General features: G+C 37.1%; 16 protein-coding genes. 10 read left to right on the forward strand and 6 right to left on the reverse strand.

All coding sequences use genetic code 11. The annotated features are described in order from the left end of the window. The 7 genes from P0N36_RS11690 to P0N36_RS11720 form a co-directional block, all read left to right on the forward strand. Nucleotides 1-1,338: ABC transporter substrate-binding protein (locus tag P0N36_RS11690; protein ID WP_275843034.1), on the forward strand; the 1,338-nt coding region annotated here is incomplete at its 5' end. Nucleotides 1,339-1,431: 93 nt separating this feature from the next. Further along, nucleotides 1,432-2,340: a carbohydrate ABC transporter permease gene (locus P0N36_RS11695; protein WP_275843035.1), complete on the forward strand. Its 909-nt coding sequence runs from the start codon at nucleotides 1,432-1,434 to the stop codon at nucleotides 2,338-2,340. Continuing rightward, entirely contained in the window at nucleotides 2,333-3,139 is an 807-nt protein-coding gene (locus tag P0N36_RS11700) for a carbohydrate ABC transporter permease (protein ID WP_275843036.1), read from the forward strand. Before P0N36_RS11695 ends, P0N36_RS11700 begins: the two co-directional genes overlap by 8 nt. Before the next feature lie 347 nt (nucleotides 3,140-3,486). Then, nucleotides 3,487-3,702, forward strand: coding sequence for a FeoA family protein (locus P0N36_RS11705; RefSeq protein WP_275843037.1), 216 nt, complete (start codon nucleotides 3,487-3,489; stop codon nucleotides 3,700-3,702). A gap of 147 nt (nucleotides 3,703-3,849) precedes the next feature. Continuing rightward, the gene (gene feoB, locus P0N36_RS11710; RefSeq protein WP_275843038.1) at nucleotides 3,850-5,799 is read left to right on the forward strand and encodes a ferrous iron transport protein B; all 1,950 of its coding nucleotides are present in this window, start codon (nucleotides 3,850-3,852) and stop codon (nucleotides 5,797-5,799) included. A gap of 11 nt (nucleotides 5,800-5,810) precedes the next feature. Further along, complete coding sequence (locus P0N36_RS11715; protein WP_275843039.1) at nucleotides 5,811-5,942, forward strand: FeoB-associated Cys-rich membrane protein; 132 nt, start codon at nucleotides 5,811-5,813, stop codon at nucleotides 5,940-5,942. Between the two features lie 109 nt (nucleotides 5,943-6,051). Then, entirely contained in the window at nucleotides 6,052-6,699 is a 648-nt protein-coding gene (locus tag P0N36_RS11720) for a YfbR-like 5'-deoxynucleotidase (RefSeq protein WP_275843040.1), read from the forward strand. A 38-nt stretch (nucleotides 6,700-6,737) separates the two neighbouring features. Here P0N36_RS11720 and P0N36_RS11725 read toward each other — a convergent pair whose 3' ends face one another. After that, nucleotides 6,738-7,976: a 6-phosphofructokinase gene (locus P0N36_RS11725; RefSeq protein WP_275843041.1), complete on the reverse strand. Its 1,239-nt coding sequence runs from the start codon at nucleotides 7,974-7,976 to the stop codon at nucleotides 6,738-6,740. A 330-nt stretch (nucleotides 7,977-8,306) separates the two neighbouring features. Between P0N36_RS11725 and P0N36_RS11730 the strand changes: the two genes are divergently transcribed. Both P0N36_RS11730 and P0N36_RS11735 read left to right on the forward strand, forming a co-directional pair. Beyond that, entirely contained in the window at nucleotides 8,307-9,971 is a 1,665-nt protein-coding gene (locus tag P0N36_RS11730) for an FAD-dependent oxidoreductase (protein ID WP_275843042.1), read from the forward strand. 124 nt (nucleotides 9,972-10,095) lie between these two features. Then, nucleotides 10,096-10,620: a peptidylprolyl isomerase gene (locus P0N36_RS11735; RefSeq protein WP_275843043.1), complete on the forward strand. Its 525-nt coding sequence runs from the start codon at nucleotides 10,096-10,098 to the stop codon at nucleotides 10,618-10,620. A 55-nt stretch (nucleotides 10,621-10,675) separates the two neighbouring features. Here P0N36_RS11735 and P0N36_RS11740 read toward each other — a convergent pair whose 3' ends face one another. Continuing rightward, on the reverse strand, nucleotides 10,676-12,238 hold the full coding sequence (locus P0N36_RS11740; protein WP_275843044.1) for a tetratricopeptide repeat-containing diguanylate cyclase: 1,563 nt from the start codon (nucleotides 12,236-12,238) through the stop codon (nucleotides 10,676-10,678). 296 nt (nucleotides 12,239-12,534) lie between these two features. Next, complete coding sequence (locus P0N36_RS11745; RefSeq protein WP_275843045.1) at nucleotides 12,535-13,602, reverse strand: HD-GYP domain-containing protein; 1,068 nt, start codon at nucleotides 13,600-13,602, stop codon at nucleotides 12,535-12,537. Between the two features lie 190 nt (nucleotides 13,603-13,792). Between P0N36_RS11745 and P0N36_RS11750 the strand changes: the two genes are divergently transcribed. Continuing rightward, nucleotides 13,793-14,437, forward strand: coding sequence for a histidine phosphatase family protein (locus P0N36_RS11750; RefSeq protein ID WP_275843046.1), 645 nt, complete (start codon nucleotides 13,793-13,795; stop codon nucleotides 14,435-14,437). Here P0N36_RS11750 and P0N36_RS15695 read toward each other — a convergent pair. The 3 genes from P0N36_RS15695 to P0N36_RS11765 form a co-directional block, all read right to left on the reverse strand. After that, on the reverse strand, nucleotides 14,421-14,678 hold the full coding sequence (locus tag P0N36_RS15695; protein WP_275843047.1) for a cysteine-rich small domain-containing protein: 258 nt from the start codon (nucleotides 14,676-14,678) through the stop codon (nucleotides 14,421-14,423). The genes P0N36_RS11750 and P0N36_RS15695 overlap by 17 nt on opposite strands. 417 nt (nucleotides 14,679-15,095) lie before the next feature. Continuing rightward, nucleotides 15,096-16,100 carry a GGGtGRT protein gene (locus P0N36_RS11760; protein ID WP_275843049.1) on the reverse strand — a complete coding sequence of 335 codons (1,005 nt, stop codon included), beginning with the start codon at nucleotides 16,098-16,100 and terminating at the stop codon, nucleotides 15,096-15,098. A gap of 19 nt (nucleotides 16,101-16,119) precedes the next feature. Then, on the reverse strand, nucleotides 16,120-16,812 hold the full coding sequence (locus P0N36_RS11765; RefSeq protein WP_275843048.1) for an iron-sulfur cluster assembly scaffold protein: 693 nt from the start codon (nucleotides 16,810-16,812) through the stop codon (nucleotides 16,120-16,122). Nucleotides 16,813-17,081 lie beyond the last annotated feature (269 nt).

Here is a 17,081-nt window from a genome sequence, read left to right on the forward strand (position 1 = left end):
GGTAATATGAAAAAGTTTTTATCAATTTTAATTGTATTGGCAATGCTAGGTGCTATTGCAGGATGTGGTGCCGCAGAGACAGAGACACAGCCAGAAACAACAGAAACTGAAACAGCAGGGACAGAAACTCAGGAATCAGAAACAACAGAATCACAGAAACTAACCATTTGGGCGTGGGACCCTAACTTCAATATTGCTATTATGAACCGTGCCGGTGAAATATACAAAGAAAGCAATGGAGATGTTGAGTTTGAAGTCGTAGACTATGCAAAAGGTGACCTTGAACAAAAGTTGCATACAATGCTTGCTTCAGGCACAACAGATGGTTTACCGGATATCGTACTTATTGAAGACTACAATTCACAAAAATACCTTCAGTCTTATCCAGGAAGCTTTGAAGATTTAACAGGGAAAATCAATCATAGTGACTTTGCAGAATATAAGGTCGCACTAATGACAATGGATAATGGTGTTTATGGTGTACCTTTTGACTCCGGTGTTGCAGGCACCTATTACCGTACTGATTATTTAGCAGAAGCAGGTTTTTCTCCAGAAGACATGAACAACATCACTTGGAATCGCTTCATTGAAATCGGTGAAGAAGTTTTTGAAAAAACAGGTCATCAGATGATGGCTACCGACCCTTATGATGGTGGTCTTATGAGAATTATGTTAAATGGAGCGGGTTCATGGTACTTTGACAATGACGGCAACCCAACAATCGCTAATAATGTCGCTTTAGCAGAAGCAGCAAGAATCTATACTGACATTGTCAACTCACCAATGACTAAGAAAACATCCGGTTGGGGAGAATGGGTTGGTGCATTAAATACTGGGGATGTTGCATCCATTACAACTGGTGTTTGGATAACAGGGTCAGTAAAAGCTGAGCCATCACAATCCGGCTTATGGGCACTTGCACCTGTACCAAGACTTGATGTGCCAGGAGCAGTAAATGCTTCGAACTTAGGTGGATCAAGCTGGTATGTATTATCATCATCAGCAAATAAAGATTTGGCGGTTGATTTCTTAAATGAGACCTTTGGTAAAGACGTTGATTTCTATCAAGAGATTTTAATCAGCAATGGTGCAGTTGGATCATACTTGCCATCAGCTAGTGGAGAAGCTTATAGCGCAGGTGATGAGTTCTTTGGTGGCCAGGTTGTATTTGGTGAATTTGCTAAATGGATGGATGAAATACCTTCATTGAACTATGGATTATATACTTATGAAGCAGACGCTGCCATATTAGCAGAGATGGCATCCATCTATGAAGGTGGATCCGTAGAAGAAGCTATGGCGCGTGCAGAGGAACAAGTGAAGTCACAGATACAGTAGTTGTTAAGGAGACTAGTCATTGACTAGTCTCCTATCATAAAGCGCTATGATATTTTCTACTTATAAGAAGGAGAAGTTAAGGAAGGGATATATATGAAATCAAAGGGCAAGAAAAAGTATATTAATAGAAAAAGTCAGGTTATTGGGTGGAGCTTCGTAGCAATTGCTGTAATATTAGCAGCTGTTTTTGCCATCTATCCTATACTTAACTCCATGTATCTATCCACCATGTCCGGTAAAGGTGTGGTTTATGAATTTGTTGGCTTAGGTAACATAAAAAGGCTTTTTAGAGATGCTGTATTTAAACAAGCACTTAAAAATACCATGGTGTACTTCATATTCCAAGTACCGATTATGTTGACGCTTGCTTTGGTTATAGCCAGTTTACTGAACGATAAAAAACTTAAGTTCAAAGGCTTTTTTAGAACAGCCATATTTTTACCCTGTGTTACATCGTTGGTGGCCTATTCTATCTTGTTTAAAAGTATGTTTAGCGTTGATGGACTTATTAATCAAACCCTTCTATTTCTTAATATAATCGATGCACCAATAGCGTGGTTACGAGATGCATTTTATGCCAAAGTAACGGTCATACTTGCTATTACATGGCGTTGGACAGGTTATAATATGATTTTCTATTTGGCAGGTCTACAAAACATTGATCCAGCCATCTATGAAGCAGCTGAAATAGACGGTGCGTCTAAAATAAAGCAGTTTTTTTTCATTACAATACCCATGCTCAAACCCATCATATTATTTACATCGATTATGTCGACGATAGGTACCCTTCAGTTGTTTGATGAAGTCGTTAATTTAACTGGCGGCGGTGCATCAACACCAACGTTTAATGCTACCATGACATTGTCTCAGTATATCTACGACTTATCCTTTAAGTTTGTTCCGAATTTTGGTTATGCAGCTACAGTTTCCTATGTAATTGTGTTCTTTATTGCAATTTTATCCATTATACAGTTTAGAGTGGCAGGTGATGATCATGTATAGACTAAGAAATATATTTAAGTATTGCTTTTTATCGATAGCGGCATTCGTATCTATTTTCCCATTTGTCTGGATGATTATTGGCGCAACCAATACTGCCACAGATATCACCAAAGGGAAAATGACCATCGGTAGCGAGTTGTTTGCCAATCTAAGTATGTTATTTAAGATGGTAGATATGAAAACCATACTTATTAATTCAGGGAAAATAGCTTTGATAAGTACATTTTTACTATTATTATTTGCATCACTTGCAGGTTATGGCTTTGAAATCTACAAATCAAAAAACAAAGAACGTTTGTACACTATATTGTTATTAACCATGATGGTACCTTTTGCAGCACTGATGATACCACTATTTAGGATGTTCGCCAATATGAGTCTTCTGGATTCTCATATAGCGGTCATCATCCCTACAATTGCCACACCATTTATGATTTTTTTCTTCAGACAAAACACGAAAACATTTCCTTCAGATTTAATACAAGCAGCGCGGGTAGATGGTTTAAATGAATATCAAGTGTTCTTTTTAATCTATATACCAACCATGCGATCAACATTTGCTGCTGCTGGTATTATCGCCTTTATGACAAGTTGGAACAGTTTTTTATGGCCACTAATTGTGTTACAATCCGATGGACAAAAGACCATAACACTGGTTATATCCTCACTGTCATCTGCTTATTTTCCTGAATACGGGGTTATTATGGTAGCAATCGTTATAGCTACCTTGCCAACCATCCTCATATTTTTCTTATTACAAAGAAGATTCGTAGAAGGTATGCTCGGATCTATAAAATAAAGAACCTAGTTTTAAGTTGGTTTAGGTCAGTACGTGACCTAGACCAATACTTATTTTGATAAAACTTTAACAATAAAAGAAGTAAAACGGCTAAATAACAATAAATATCTACAGATAATAGTTATCATTTAAAAGCTAAAGTCTTGTTATTACTAGTTTTGAACGAAATGTTAACAATAAAAATTTTTGTGAAAATATATACGAAAAGACTTGAAAAAAAGTCCAAAACATGATAATCTTTATCATATAAAGAAAATGATATGTTTTCTCAATTAAAAATTTAAATGAGAAAAATAACCGGCGTATTAGGTGGTTACTTTCAGTATAGCGAAAGAAGGAGTGGTCTTATGTCTTTGAATAAAGCAAAAATCGGACAAACATTCACAATAGTAAGAATAGAAGGTCATGAAAAGATCAAAAAGTTTTTATTCACATTAGGATGTTTTGAAGGTGAGTGCATAACCATTATTTCTAAACTGGCAGGCAATTATATCGTGAACATAAAGGACAGCCGTTATGCCATTGATGAAGCCATGGCCAAATCCATTCGTTTGGCTGCATAAATTTTCAATATACGGAGGTCAGTACAGTCTCCACAGTTGGTATTTTATTACCAAAGTAAGTGTACAACATGCTGTTTAACACAGCATATTTTCATAATCACTCAGTGATAGTGACTATCAATTTCATATTATGTGGAGGAAGCAAGCATGAAAATCGCATTAGCAGGGAATCCCAATTCGGGAAAAACAACACTTTTCAACGCTCTTACAGGAAAGACCGAGTATGTTGGGAACTGGGCCGGTGTAACCGTCGAAAAAAAAGTAGCAGCCATTAAGCATAAGTATCAAATTGTAAAAGAACCAATTGATATTGTGGATTTGCCGGGTGCTTATTCTATTTCGCCTTATACAGGTGAAGAAGCCATTACAAGTGATTTTGTACTTGAAGCAAAGCCGGATGTGATTGTTAACATCGTTGACGGTGCCAATATCAGTCGAAGTCTATTCTTTACAACACAGCTACTTGAGCTTGGCATTCCTGTCGTTGTTGCTTTGAATAAGGCGGATATCTTATCAAAACGTGGGGATATAGTAGATAGTCAAGAGTTGGAAAAGGCTCTTGGATGTAAAGTTGTAACCATCACAGCGACGACAGAAAAAGGTCTGGAAGACCTAGTGACGACAGCTCTTGATATTGTAGGCACTAAGCAAGAACCTTTGAACATTGTTGATTTAGATGGAAACAATGATGTGGCCAGGCAAACATGGATTAACACAATTCTGGAAAAATCACTGAATAAGAAGCACAATGCGAGCCGCGTCAACATATCAGACCGAATAGACATGGTTGTTGCACATAAGTGGTTTGGATTGCCAATATTCTTCTTAATTATGTGGGGGGTTTATGCTTTTTCTATAGAAGGATTAGGTGGATTCTTATCAGGGTATTTGAACGATGTGGTTTTTGGTGAAGTAATACCGGATGCCTTAAATGGTTTTTTTGAAGGCATTGGCGTGAATCCTTTGATGCAAGCATTAATTGTTGATGGTGCTATAGGTGGTGTCGGTGCTGTTGTAGGCTTTTTGCCTTTGATTATGGTATTGTTTTTTTGTTTATCTTTGCTTGAAGACAGTGGTTATATGTCAAGAGTTGCGGTTATCATGGACCGCTATTTCAAAAAAATTGGTTTATCAGGTAAGTCCATTATTCCTATGATTGTAGGTTCTGGTTGTGCAATACCTGGTGTTATGGCTACCAGAACCATCGAGAATGAGAATGAAAAAAGAATGACAACAATTCTGACACCCTTCGTACCGTGTGGTGCTAAATTACCTATTATTGCTTTGTTTTCAGTCGTATTCTTCCCAAACACTTCATGGGTAGGACCTAGTATTTATATCATAGCCATTGGTGTCATCATCATGGGGGGACTTCTACTTAAAAAATTATTTGTATGGGAGAACTCATCTTTCTTCATTATGGAACTACCGGAGTATAAGATGCCAAGTATCAAAAATGCCATTATCCAAATGTTTGATAAAGCAAAAGGCTTTGTTTATAAAGCAACAACCATTATATTGGTTATGAATACCTTAGTATGGTTCATGCAAGCCTTCAATTGGAAGCTTCAGGCGACGGATATTCAATCTGAAAGTATTCTGGCATCTGTAGGGTCGGTCATAGCACCTCTCTTAATTCCCCTTGGGTTCGTAGGATGGCAGCTAGCGGCTGCTAGCATTACAGGTTTTATTGCTAAGGAGAATGTTGTGGCTACCTTTGCGGTATTATTTGCAATGGCTTCTGAAGAAGCTCTTCATGTACCTGGAGGTGCATTATCACAAATGTTCACCCCAGTTACAGCGTATGCATTTTTAGCATTTAATCTTTTTACGCCACCTTGCTTTGCGGCAATAGGCGCCATGAACGCTGAAATGGACTCGAAAAAATGGTTCTTTAGAGGACTGGCTTTCCAACTTAGTGTTGGTTATATTTTAGCATTGTTGATTACCCATATTGGTACACTTATTATATATGGTGAAACAGCAGTTGGGTTTGTTCCTGCAATTTTCGTTTTGATTGCCTATGCAATTGGTGTAATGCTCTTGATTAAAAGAGCCAATCATTCAAAAACAGCCTTAGTAGAAGCAACAGAATAGGAGATGATCATATGATTCCTACAATTATTGTGGGTGGTATATTTGCAATAATCATGATATGGGCTTTTATTCACACAAAAAGAGACCTAAAATCCAGTAAATGCGCCGGATGTTCGGTTAACAACTGCTCTTCGAGAAAATGATATAAGAGATATTGGCGTATGATGACCAAAAAACCCTTTTCAAGAGATCTTATGAAAAGGGTTTTTTGTGGTATAATTAGCAGGTAAGAAAGAGTAAGGAGGATGTATTATGCCCTTTGGAAAACACATTTATGAAGCTCGAAGCTTAATGGAATTAAAACGTTATCAAAATAGATTCATGTTTAAACGTCGTAGTGTTGCAGAACACATGTGGTCCGTTGCTAAGATTGCTCAAGGTCTTGCTATCTGGGAAAGTGAGAAGTTTGGTCATGAGGTGAACATGGCTTTGTTGCTTGAGCGAGCCATTAACCATGACTTGATTGAGCTTGCTACTGGCGATATTATCGCAACGACCAAAAAAAAGACGAAAGAAATGAAAGCGGCCCTTCTAGAGATTGAAGAGATTGCTTTTGAAGAAGAGATTAAAGCGGACATACCAAAATCATGGCGCCCTAGATTCAAGGCCTTCATGTTAAACCCTAAGGCAGATGATCCGGAAGGTCTGATTTTAAGTGCTGCAGATATTATTGATACGGTCCTTGAAGCCATAGAAGAAGTGAAGCTCGGCAATGAGCCTTTTAGGAAGATCCTTAAGGAAGTCACTGTATTATTGATTACAATTGATCTAGATTGTGTGCGCTATTTCTTAAGATATGCCCTAGAGGATTTTGGACTTGATATTCCCACTTATTATGGCGAGCGAGTAGCTGAGTATATTGATGGTTTATACTTTGATCCTTCAGTTTTTGAGAGCTAAAAAGGCTATCTCAGATTGAGATAGCCTTTTTAGAAGCTTTATGAGTGAAATGGCTGTCCATGAATATCCAGTATTTTGGGTGCCATGGGTGCACGCAACTGGGAAGGCTGAGGAAAACCGGATCCAACAAGGGGTCTGGCATAGTATTTAAAGGCATCTGTTACATTATTGCCTTCCGGTGTGATGAATTCATCTGGCATAAACCTTGTTTTTCCTGCAATCAAACTTAAATCAACCAGTTTGTAATTGACACTATAGTAACCGGTGCGTTCGATGACAATGGAACCGTCTACATTATCCCAAATAGCAAAATGAGCGGCTTTTTCTCCGACTTCTCGGGCCTCATTTGAATCCACATCGGATATTGCACCAATGAAGTTACGTTGCGTATAACCTAAAGTATCAGAACGTACCCGGTCAATGTTAAGCTTTTCTTTGACAAGAGCAGTCAGACTATCTCCAAGTGAACCGGAACCGGACAGTTGTAAGTTACCATGGGCATCTTTTTCAACGGTGTCTACTAGATTGGTAATTAAAGGCTTACCATATTTATCTTTTATACCTTCTGAAATTGCAACAATACATCGTCCGTACTTTGCATAGGCATCTTTAACATCCAATAAGAACTGGTCAATGTCGAAGGCACGTTCTGGCAAATAGATTAGATGTGGACCGTCATCGGGATACTTCCTTGCTAAGGCTGCAGAAGCCGTCAAAAAGCCTGCATTTCGCCCCATGATGACCGCGATATAGACGCCAACCAAGGCGCGATTATCCAGATTCAAGCCCATAAAAGCCGTACTGACAAAACGTGCAGCAGATCCATAACCAGGGGTATGATCATTAAGCACCAAATCGTTATCTATGGTTTTTGGTATATGAATAGCTCTAAACTCATAATCTTGTTGTACCGCTTGTTCATTAACAATTCGAACGGTATCAGCAGAATCATTACCGCCTATATAGAAAAAATAGCGAACATCATGGGCTTTAAGAACTTTGAACATTTCTTTACAATAAGAAAAATCAGGCTTAACCCTTGTAGATAGAAGGGCTGAAGCAGGTGTGGCAGCCACCCTTTCTAAGTTATGAGTGGTTTCACGTGTCAAGTCCATAAAGCGTTCGTTCATAATACCCTCTACACCATTTAGAGCACCATAAACGCGTGTGACTTGAGGGAACTTTCTTGATTCTAGTACAGCCCCAACAAGACTCTGGTTAATAACTGAAGTTGGACCACCGCCTTGTGCGATAACCACTTTACCTTTTAATTCCATTAAAATACCTCCTCAATTAGGTTAATGTGAAAACCTGATTTATTATAGCTTAGTTTTGACCCTCTAACCATAGCGTGTAACAAAAAATGAATATGAGTTGCTTTGTTGCTAACATTATATCATATAGAATAGAGCTTGACATGAAAAAATACAATACAAAAAAAGTAATAAAAAGCTTGACACATATATCCTTATATCGTAATATATAAATGTATATTATGATATAAAGATTTACAAAGGGTTAAGGCATTAGAATAATATATGTAATTTAGTGAAACGATATAGTTGAACTTTAATCAACCATAAATATAAGAACAAAAGGAGAAAAAGATGTCGAAGAAAGTGTTAATTGTCGGTGGCGTTGCCGGTGGCGCAGGAACAGCAGCTAGATTAAGAAGAATGGATAGTCAGGCAAAGATTATTATGTTTGAAAAAGGACCCTACATATCTTTTGCTAACTGTGGACTACCTTATTATATTGGAGGCACCATTAAAAATAGGGAAGAATTATTGTTACAAACACCTGAAGGATTTGGGAATCGATTCAAGGTAGATGTTAGGATTAATAACGAAGTCCTAAAGATTGACAGAGAGAACAAAAAAGTCATAGTAAAAGATATTACAACCCTTGAGACTTATGAAGAAACATATGACACATTGGTTCTGTCAACAGGCTCCACACCTCTAGTGCCAAAGATTGAAGGTATTGATAGTCCCAATATCTTTACTTTATGGACCATTCCGGATGTAGACCGAATCAAAGAATATGTCCTAAGCCATGACTTAAAAACAGCAACGGTTATTGGGGGTGGATTTATTGGGTTGGAGATGGCTGAAAACTTACATGACCTAGGACTTGATGTGTCAATAGCAGAGATGGCCCCGCAAGTTATGATGTCGATCGATTATGATATGGCACAATTGATTCATGGCCATATAGCAAAAAAATCTGTTCACCTACACCTCAATAATGGTGTCAAGTCTTTTAAAACAAGGGGAACAGTTACAGATGTAATTCTTAATGATGAAACAGCTATAGAAAGTGATATCATCTTATTGGCCATTGGTGTGAAGCCTAATGGAAGTCTGGCCATTGAATCAGGTCTAAAAACCAACGAACGAGGTGGTATTGTTGTAGACTCTAACCTTAGAACCAGTGATCCAGACATCTTTGCACTCGGTGATGTTATTGAAGTGGAAGATTTTGTAAGTGGCCAAATGACCATGGTGCCTCTTGCAGGACCGGCCAATAAACAAGCTCGTATCGTGGCTGATAACATTACTGGTCTAAATAAGATGTACAAGGGCACCCAAGGCACTTCCGTTGCCAAGGTATTTGATATGACCGTGGCATCAACAGGAAATAATGAAAAAAGTCTAGAAAGACAAGGTTTGGTTTATGGTAAAGACTATTTAATATCTATTATTACAAAAAGCTCCCATGCGGATTATTATCCGGGTGCCAAAGATCTAACAATAAAGTTGATTTTTAATATGGAAGGCAGGATATTAGGTGCACAAGCTATCGGTCAAGAAGGTGTAGAAAAAAGAATAGATGTTATTGCGACGGCCATACGCTTTGGTGCAAGAGTAAAAGACCTAATAGAATTAGAATTATCCTATGCGCCCCCTTATTCTTCAGCAAAAGATCCTGTTAATATGGTTGCCTATGTTGCGGACAATATCATGAGCCAAAAAATGGTGCCCATACGAAGTGAAGAAATTCAAGGATTAGATAAGAGTAAAACCCTTATATTAGATGTTAGGACGCCGGAAGAAGTGGCATATGGTGCTCTTGAGGGACATACAAATATACCACTTGATGACCTGAGGGAAAGGATTCAAGAGTTACCAAGTGATAGAGAAATAATTATTTATTGCGCGGTTGGTTTTAGAGGGTATTTAGCTTCCACTATTTTAAATCCTGCAGGATTTAAAACTAGAAACCTATTGGGTGGTTACAATTACTATAGAAAGTATTTGAAAAAATACTAAAACTTGTTACTACTGTCAAATCTTACGATTTATGATATAATAATTTTTAAGGTTAAAGGGTCAAAACTATATAGTTTTGACACCTTAACCACATTTAAGTATAAATCAAATAAAGGAGACGGATATGTCAAATAATAATCCAATCGTCACATTCAAAATAAACAATAAAAGTGTGATTAAAGCTGAATTGTACCCAGATATAGCGCCAAACACAGTTAATAACTTCATTGCCCTTGTTCAAGAAGGTTTTTACAATGGTTTAACGTTTCATCGCGTTATACCTGGCTTTATGATTCAAGGTGGTTGTCCAGATGGCAATGGCATGGGTGGCCCCGGTTATGGTATCAAAGGAGAGTTTTCATATAACAAATTTGAGAACAGTCTAAAGCACGATAAAGGTGTTTTATCTATGGCAAGAGCTCAAAATCCGAACTCAGCAGGATCACAATTCTTTTTGATGGTAGAAAATGCACCGCATTTAGATGGGCAGTATGCCGCTTTTGGAAAAGTGATTGAAGGCCAGGAAGTGGCAGATGCTATAGTGAAAGTACCAAGGAATCATATGGACATGCCAAATGAACCACAGGTTATGACAGAAGTAACCGTTGATACCTTTGGTGTCCAATACGATCAACCGGTAAAATTATAAAAAAATCCCTCAATATTGAGGGATTTTTTATTTAGCCTAGAAAGTCCCTTTGTTCTTAAACCAAATCAAACAAGTCATCATCAAAAACAACTTGATTACGGCCGGAATTCTTGCCAAGGTAGAGACATCGATCAACAGCCTCTATACTTTGTTCAAAACTTTGAGAAAGTGTACCAACCCCAAAAGTCAGTGTTAGGTTTATTTTGTGATTTCTGTAAGTGAAAAATGTATCTTCAATAATCATTCTTAAGCTTTTAGAAAAATCTGTTGCTTCAGTGAGGGAAGTGTTCTCCATGAGGATTAGGAACTCTTCGCCACCCCAACGCGCGATTTTATAATTGGATGGACAATTAGATTTCAGTACTTTTGCCAACTCCATCAGTATGTAGTCGCCACATTGATGGCCAAAAGTATCGTTGACATCTTTGAACTTGTCAATATCACAAAGTGCAAGCGTATGTAGATCAGTACATGGATAGTAAGCAATTATATTTTTCAGACCACGTCGATTATAGAGCTGTGTTAATGAATCATGCTGGACTTGTTCAAGTAATTGTTTGTTAAGAGCTTCAAGATGTGCATTGGTCTTAAGTGTTTGTTTAAGCTGAGCTTCTTTTTGATCTAGATTATATTTAGTATATAGATTAAAGATTGTAGATTGCTGTTTGGTTGATTTTAAGTTGTCATTGAGTTCTGTGGCTATTTTATAAAAGTTGTAGGCTTTTTCGTAATCATATTGTTGTATGAACAAGTCAGATAAAGCATAATAGATTTTTATCTTCGACTGTTGTATATTATATTGCTTTGCATGAGATAAAGCAGCCTCTAATGCATCAAGAGCATTAGGGAAATCTTTTTGAGACATCATTAAACAACCTAATGCGTAATTTGCATAAGTAGTACCATAAGGGTATTTTATATCATCCGATAGCTTAAGGGCTTTAGAGTAATAATCCAAAGCTGAAGTATCTATACCGATTTTGTGATGAATATCACCACAAAGAAGGTAGACGTTGGCAAGGCCTTTATGATTCTCAAAGTCTTCATAATGGGAAGCTGCATCAATACATAGTTTAAGAGATTTATCATAAAAAGAGGACTTATAGTGAAGGGTAGCAAGTGCAACCTGTAGGTCAGCAAGTAACCTTGAATCGTTTAGTAACTCTGCTAGTTGAAGGCCTTCAATAGCATAATCCATGGCAAATTCATTCATATTCATTTCTGTGTAAGCCACAGCAAGATAACGTAAAGTTTGGCATCGCTTTTCCTTTACTTGATGTGATGGTGAAGCGTTAAGAGCAGCCATATAATAATGATTGGCCGTATCGTAGATACCTAAATAACGATATATATTTCCTAAAAGATTACAGGTATGGTAAAGCTCATCATTCATGGAATACGTGGTTTCAAGATTGTACGCTCTTAAAGCAAAATCAAGTGCCTGGTAGAAATCGCTTAGGTAATAATGACAGTAAGCGATGATGTTCAGTGATTCTATATGATTGGGATCAGATTTTAGTTGTTTTATTGCAGAATTTTTGTATAGAATTGGGTTAGACTCAGTTCTTTCATATTTATTATATGTATATTCCCCATTATTAATCGTCAAAATACTCATCTCAACCACCCCCGTAATTGATTGTTTATAAATACTTAAGGTGTCAAATCAAAAAGTTGAACTTTCACATACAATATATGTGAGTTAATTAAAACTTAGTTTTGACCCTTTTACAATAAGCTGAATAATCAATAAGTCTTTATACCTATATTTGACCTATACATGTATTAGTTTAACACCTTAAGCAAGCAATTAGAACGATACATACAACATATATGTATCTTAATTGGCTAAATGTCCACTAAACTGTCTCTAAAAGAAAAAACCGCTTAGGAAAGCGGTTTTAAATTAACAGATTATATAAAATCAATTATAAAAACAGACATATCATTTAACATATCTAGTATTGTACCATCTTCTTTCTTAATAAGAGGACGAGAAGGGGACTGTTTGTTAATGAAAATGACTTCACCTCTTTGGCCGTTACTAAGTAGAACATGCTCACCAATAAAGTTGTGTGCAATATGTTCCAGAAAAATATATAAGTATTGGGTGTCAAGAAGGCCATAGCATTCTTCTTCAAACATACGAATCACATCTAAGGGATGGAAGCGTTTATGATAAGGTCTTTCGCTGGTCATAGCATCATAGATATCAACTATTGAAATAATTTTGGGATAAGGATGTATGTTTTCCCATTTTAGACCTAAGGGGTAACCTTGACCATTCATTTTTTCATGATGCATCAATACCGCTTGCTTAATACCGTCAGGAAGATCTGAACCCATCACCATCTGATAGCCTAAAGTAGTATGTTGTTTGATGTGATCATATTCTTCTTCAGTTAAAGGACCTTTTTTATTTAAAATGGTTTGATTCACCATGATTTTACCGATATCATGGAGCAGGCCAGCCAAAGCTAACTCCTTGATGCTAACATCGGACATATCCAACCATTTGCCGAGAATACTGGCTAAAAGTGATACATTCATAGAATGGTTGTAAGTGACATCATCTGCGGATTTTAACCGACACATATAACTAAAAAGTTGCGACTGGGAGACGGTTGAATCTAGAATATCATCAACAAGATTTGTTAAACTGATGGTATTAATTGTACCCGTGTTGACAATTTGTGCCAAATGTTTTTGTATATCTTCAACTTTACGGTCATATTTATAAGAAAATTCAATAAATTCTGGTGTATTTGCAAGAGACTGCCGGATCTGACTTTTATTTACGATTTGCTCTTCTTGAGGGTATACATAAATATCATGAATTTGATAAAGATTAATTTTAACAATATGATTGGCAGTAAGCAGTGTGTTCTGAGGAACAAGGAGTATACCCTCAGAACTATAAACGTCCTTAGCCAAACGCATATTAACTTCAACATTTTCTTGATTAATTCTGACTGGGCGCATAGTGACCTCGATTTTTTATTTTTTATAAATAAAAAGCCTATGAGACTTTAATTAATTATAACATAGGGTTAAATATGTAACAACATTTGTAATAAAGATTCACATCTGGAGATTTTATAGGTATAATAAGATGTGAGAAAATGACATATGTTATTTAACAATACAGAGGTGACCAAAAGGAGTGGAACGAATGTTAGAAATCTACATTACGCGACATGGTGAGACACAATGGAATAGAATAAGAAAATTCCAGGGACAAGGAGATTCTGAATTAACAGAACTTGGCAAACAACAGGCAGCATGGCTAGGCCAAAGACTCAAAAATATTGGTATTAAAACCATATATTCTAGTCCACTTGGAAGAGCAAAGCATACCTCGGAAATAATAAATGCATATATTGGTGGGGAAATCATTTATGACGAACGATTAAAAGAAATGCATGTTGGAGATTGGGAAGGTAGGATGATATCAGAAATTGAGGTTGAAATGCCAACAGCCCATTCGGATTTTTGGAATAATCCTGACCACTTCTATATAAAAGGTCAAGAGAGTTTTGCGAGTGTTCAAAATAGAGCAGCAGAGTTTTTTGAAGAACTTCTAAAAAAGCATAGTACGGGAAGGATCTTTATCGTAGCTCATGCTATCATAATAAAAGGCTTACTGAATTATATACAGGGTCGGGATATTGAACATTTTTGGGAAGGTAAGCAGATATTACCAACCAGTCTAACCAGAATCAATTCGGACGAAGATCGACTCAGTGTTATTTACATGAGTGACGTCTCTCATTATGAAAAACCCATGGAACAAGGATGGTTTATTGATGAGGTTTAATCTTATTAAAGACTTGTTCACGGAGCAACTTATTAATATATAAATCGCTATCAGGTCGATGAGGCAACAAGCAATTACTGCAGTCTTTAACCCCATTAACAAGTATAAAATTCCCTTTACACTCCAATAAATAGAGGGGGCAATAACAATACTTACAATTAAACGTATCCGGCTGATCCGTCATATGACAAGGAAAATAATCACAACTCTTATTATTAAAAAAAGCATAACTATTCTTCATAACACACACACCTTTCAATAGAACTTATTAAAAAAGAGAAATTAAAAGCACGCCTCTTTATTCTTCTCTAGGAAAGACAATATTATGTAAACTATCAAGGTAGTCTTTCCTGCCGTAACAATTTGCTTCGCAAAACGAGGCGTAGCCTCTTTGTTTTAATAAATGTACCAAGTATGCATCGAAATTGCAATAAAAATCATCAATAAAAAGCAGTACGTATTCATTTTATAGCCTTTCCCTCAAGAGGGTCTAGCAAAAATGAACACATACTGCTTTATTTATATTCTCTTCAAAAAGTTTTAAGATAAAGTTGGGATAATTTTATATGGCTCTTACCAACATCGACCATGAAGTTCCTGGAGCAGACTGTGGAAGGGTTTTCATGGGACCTACTAGCCAATTAACCAAATTTTATTCTTAAGCCTTCCTCATAGCCTCTTCAACAGCAACAGCAACCGCAACAGAAGCACCAACCATAGGGTTGTTACCCATTCCAATTAATCCCATCATCTCAACGTGAGCAGGCACAGAAGAAGAACCGGCAAACTGAGCATCAGAATGCATTCTACCCATCGTATCTGTCATACCATAAGAAGCAGGACCTGCACCCATATTATCAGGATGTAAAGTTCTACCGGTACCACCACCAGAAGCAACAGAGAAGAATTTCTTACCAAGAAGGTTGCATTCTTTTTTGTAGGTACCGACAGTTGGATGTTGGAATCGAGTTGGGTTAGTTGAATTTCCTGTTATAGAAACATCAACGCCTTCAGCATGCATAACAGCTACACCTTCAACAACATCATCAACACCAAAACACTTAACAGCACCACGAGGGCCATCAGAAAAACGAGTTTCTTTGATCACGTTAAGTTTACCGGTAGCATAATCAAGTTCAGTCTCAACATGAGTAAAACCGTTGATTCTAGAAATCATATAAGCAGCATCTTTTCCAAGGCCATTTAAGATAACTCTAAGTGGGTTGGTTCGGACTCTGTTAGCGCTCATAGCGATACCAATAGCACCTTCAGCAGCGGCAAAAGACTCATGACCGGCTACAAGTGCAAAGCACTGGGTTTCTTCTTTAAGAAGCATAGCTGCTAAGTTACCGTGACCGATACCAACAGCTCTTTGGTCAGCAACAGAACCGGGAATACAGAAAGCTTGTAAGCCTTCACCAAGGGTTTCAGCAACGTCAGCTGCCGCTGTTTGACCTTTTTTAATAGCAATAGCAGCACCTAAAGTGTATGACCATAATGCATTATCAAAACAGATTGGTTGAATGCCTTTAACAATCTCGTGAACATCAACGCCTTTGTCTAAACATAATTGTCTAGCATCTTCTAATGTGCCAAGCTCATATTTTTCAAGCACGGGCGTAATTTGATTGATTCTTCTATCATAACTTTCAAATAACATGATTTTAATCCTCCTGTATATTCTATTCGTGTCTTGGGTCAATGACTTTAACAGCTTCGTTAAAACGACCGTATTGACTCGTTGCTTTTTCCATCGCTTCATTGGCATCTATGCCTTTAGCAACCATTTCCATCATTTTACCAAGATGTACAAATTTATATCCAATGACTTCACCATTAGCATCAAGACCCATACCAACCACATAACCTTCAGCCATTTCAAGGTAACGTACACCTTTAGCACTTGTGCCATACATCGTACCAACTTGTGATCTTAATCCTTTTCCAAGGTCTTCAAGACCGGCACCGATAGGTAGACCACCTTCGGAGAAAGCTGTTTGAGTTCTACCATAGGAAATTTGTAAGAAGAGTTCTCTCATAGCCACGTTGATGGCATCGCAGACTAAGTCTGTATTCAAAGCTTCTAGAATCGTTTTTCCGGTCAAAATCTCTGAAGCCATAGCGGCAGAGTGGGTCATTCCGGAACAACCGATGGTTTCAATAAGTGCCTCGTGGATAATACCTTCTTTTACATTAAGCGTCAGCTTACACGCACCTTGTTGTGGCGCACACCAACCGACACCATGTGTTAAACCTGAGATATCGGAAACATCATAAGCTTTGACCCATTTTCCTTCTTCTGGAATTGGAGCGGGTCCGTGAATTGGTCCTCTTGAAACTGTACACATATTTTCTACTTCATGTGAGTAAATCATATTGGATCTCCTTCCGTTACATTGATTGTATAGTTAAGGCGTCAAAAACACTTTAACCATTGTATAAAAATTGACAAATTTATATCTCTAATATGGACCGAGTAATCTGATCCTTATTAGAGGCAAGGATAGGAAGACTTCAATGATTGTGAGATTAGTAATCATTTTATCAACCAACCTATAAATTGTATGTAACATACCTAGAACATTTTATCATGAAAGCCACAAATATTCAAAGCAAATATAGCTAATTCGTTAAAAATTTATTT

The organism is Petrocella sp. FN5, assembly GCF_029210395.1.
Classification (GTDB): domain Bacteria; phylum Bacillota; class Clostridia; order Lachnospirales; family Vallitaleaceae; genus Petrocella.

Bases quoted from the DNA above. Each gene is read 5' to 3' on its own strand.
- P0N36_RS11745 (WP_275843045.1), bottom strand. From the start codon at position 13,602: ATGCGCCCAGTCAGAATTAATCAAGAAAATGTTGAAGTTAATATGCGT.
- P0N36_RS11700 (WP_275843036.1), top strand. From the start codon at position 2,333: ATGTATAGACTAAGAAATATATTTAAGTATTGCTTTTTATCGATAGCG.
- P0N36_RS11735 (WP_275843043.1), top strand. From the start codon at position 10,096: ATGTCAAATAATAATCCAATCGTCACATTCAAAATAAACAATAAAAGT.
- P0N36_RS11750 (WP_275843046.1), top strand. From the start codon at position 13,793: ATGTTAGAAATCTACATTACGCGACATGGTGAGACACAATGGAATAGA.
- P0N36_RS11725 (WP_275843041.1), bottom strand. From the start codon at position 7,976: ATGGAATTAAAAGGTAAAGTGGTTATCGCACAAGGCGGTGGTCCAACT.
- P0N36_RS11765 (WP_275843048.1), bottom strand. From the start codon at position 16,812: ATGATTTACTCACATGAAGTAGAAAATATGTGTACAGTTTCAAGAGGA.
- P0N36_RS11720 (WP_275843040.1), top strand. From the start codon at position 6,052: ATGCCCTTTGGAAAACACATTTATGAAGCTCGAAGCTTAATGGAATTA.
- P0N36_RS11715 (WP_275843039.1), top strand. From the start codon at position 5,811: ATGATTCCTACAATTATTGTGGGTGGTATATTTGCAATAATCATGATA.
- P0N36_RS11740 (WP_275843044.1), bottom strand. From the start codon at position 12,238: ATGAGTATTTTGACGATTAATAATGGGGAATATACATATAATAAATAT.
- feoB (WP_275843038.1), top strand. From the start codon at position 3,850: ATGAAAATCGCATTAGCAGGGAATCCCAATTCGGGAAAAACAACACTT.
- P0N36_RS11705 (WP_275843037.1), top strand. From the start codon at position 3,487: ATGTCTTTGAATAAAGCAAAAATCGGACAAACATTCACAATAGTAAGA.
- P0N36_RS15695 (WP_275843047.1), bottom strand. From the start codon at position 14,678: ATGAAGAATAGTTATGCTTTTTTTAATAATAAGAGTTGTGATTATTTT.
- P0N36_RS11730 (WP_275843042.1), top strand. From the start codon at position 8,307: ATGTCGAAGAAAGTGTTAATTGTCGGTGGCGTTGCCGGTGGCGCAGGA.
- P0N36_RS11695 (WP_275843035.1), top strand. From the start codon at position 1,432: ATGAAATCAAAGGGCAAGAAAAAGTATATTAATAGAAAAAGTCAGGTT.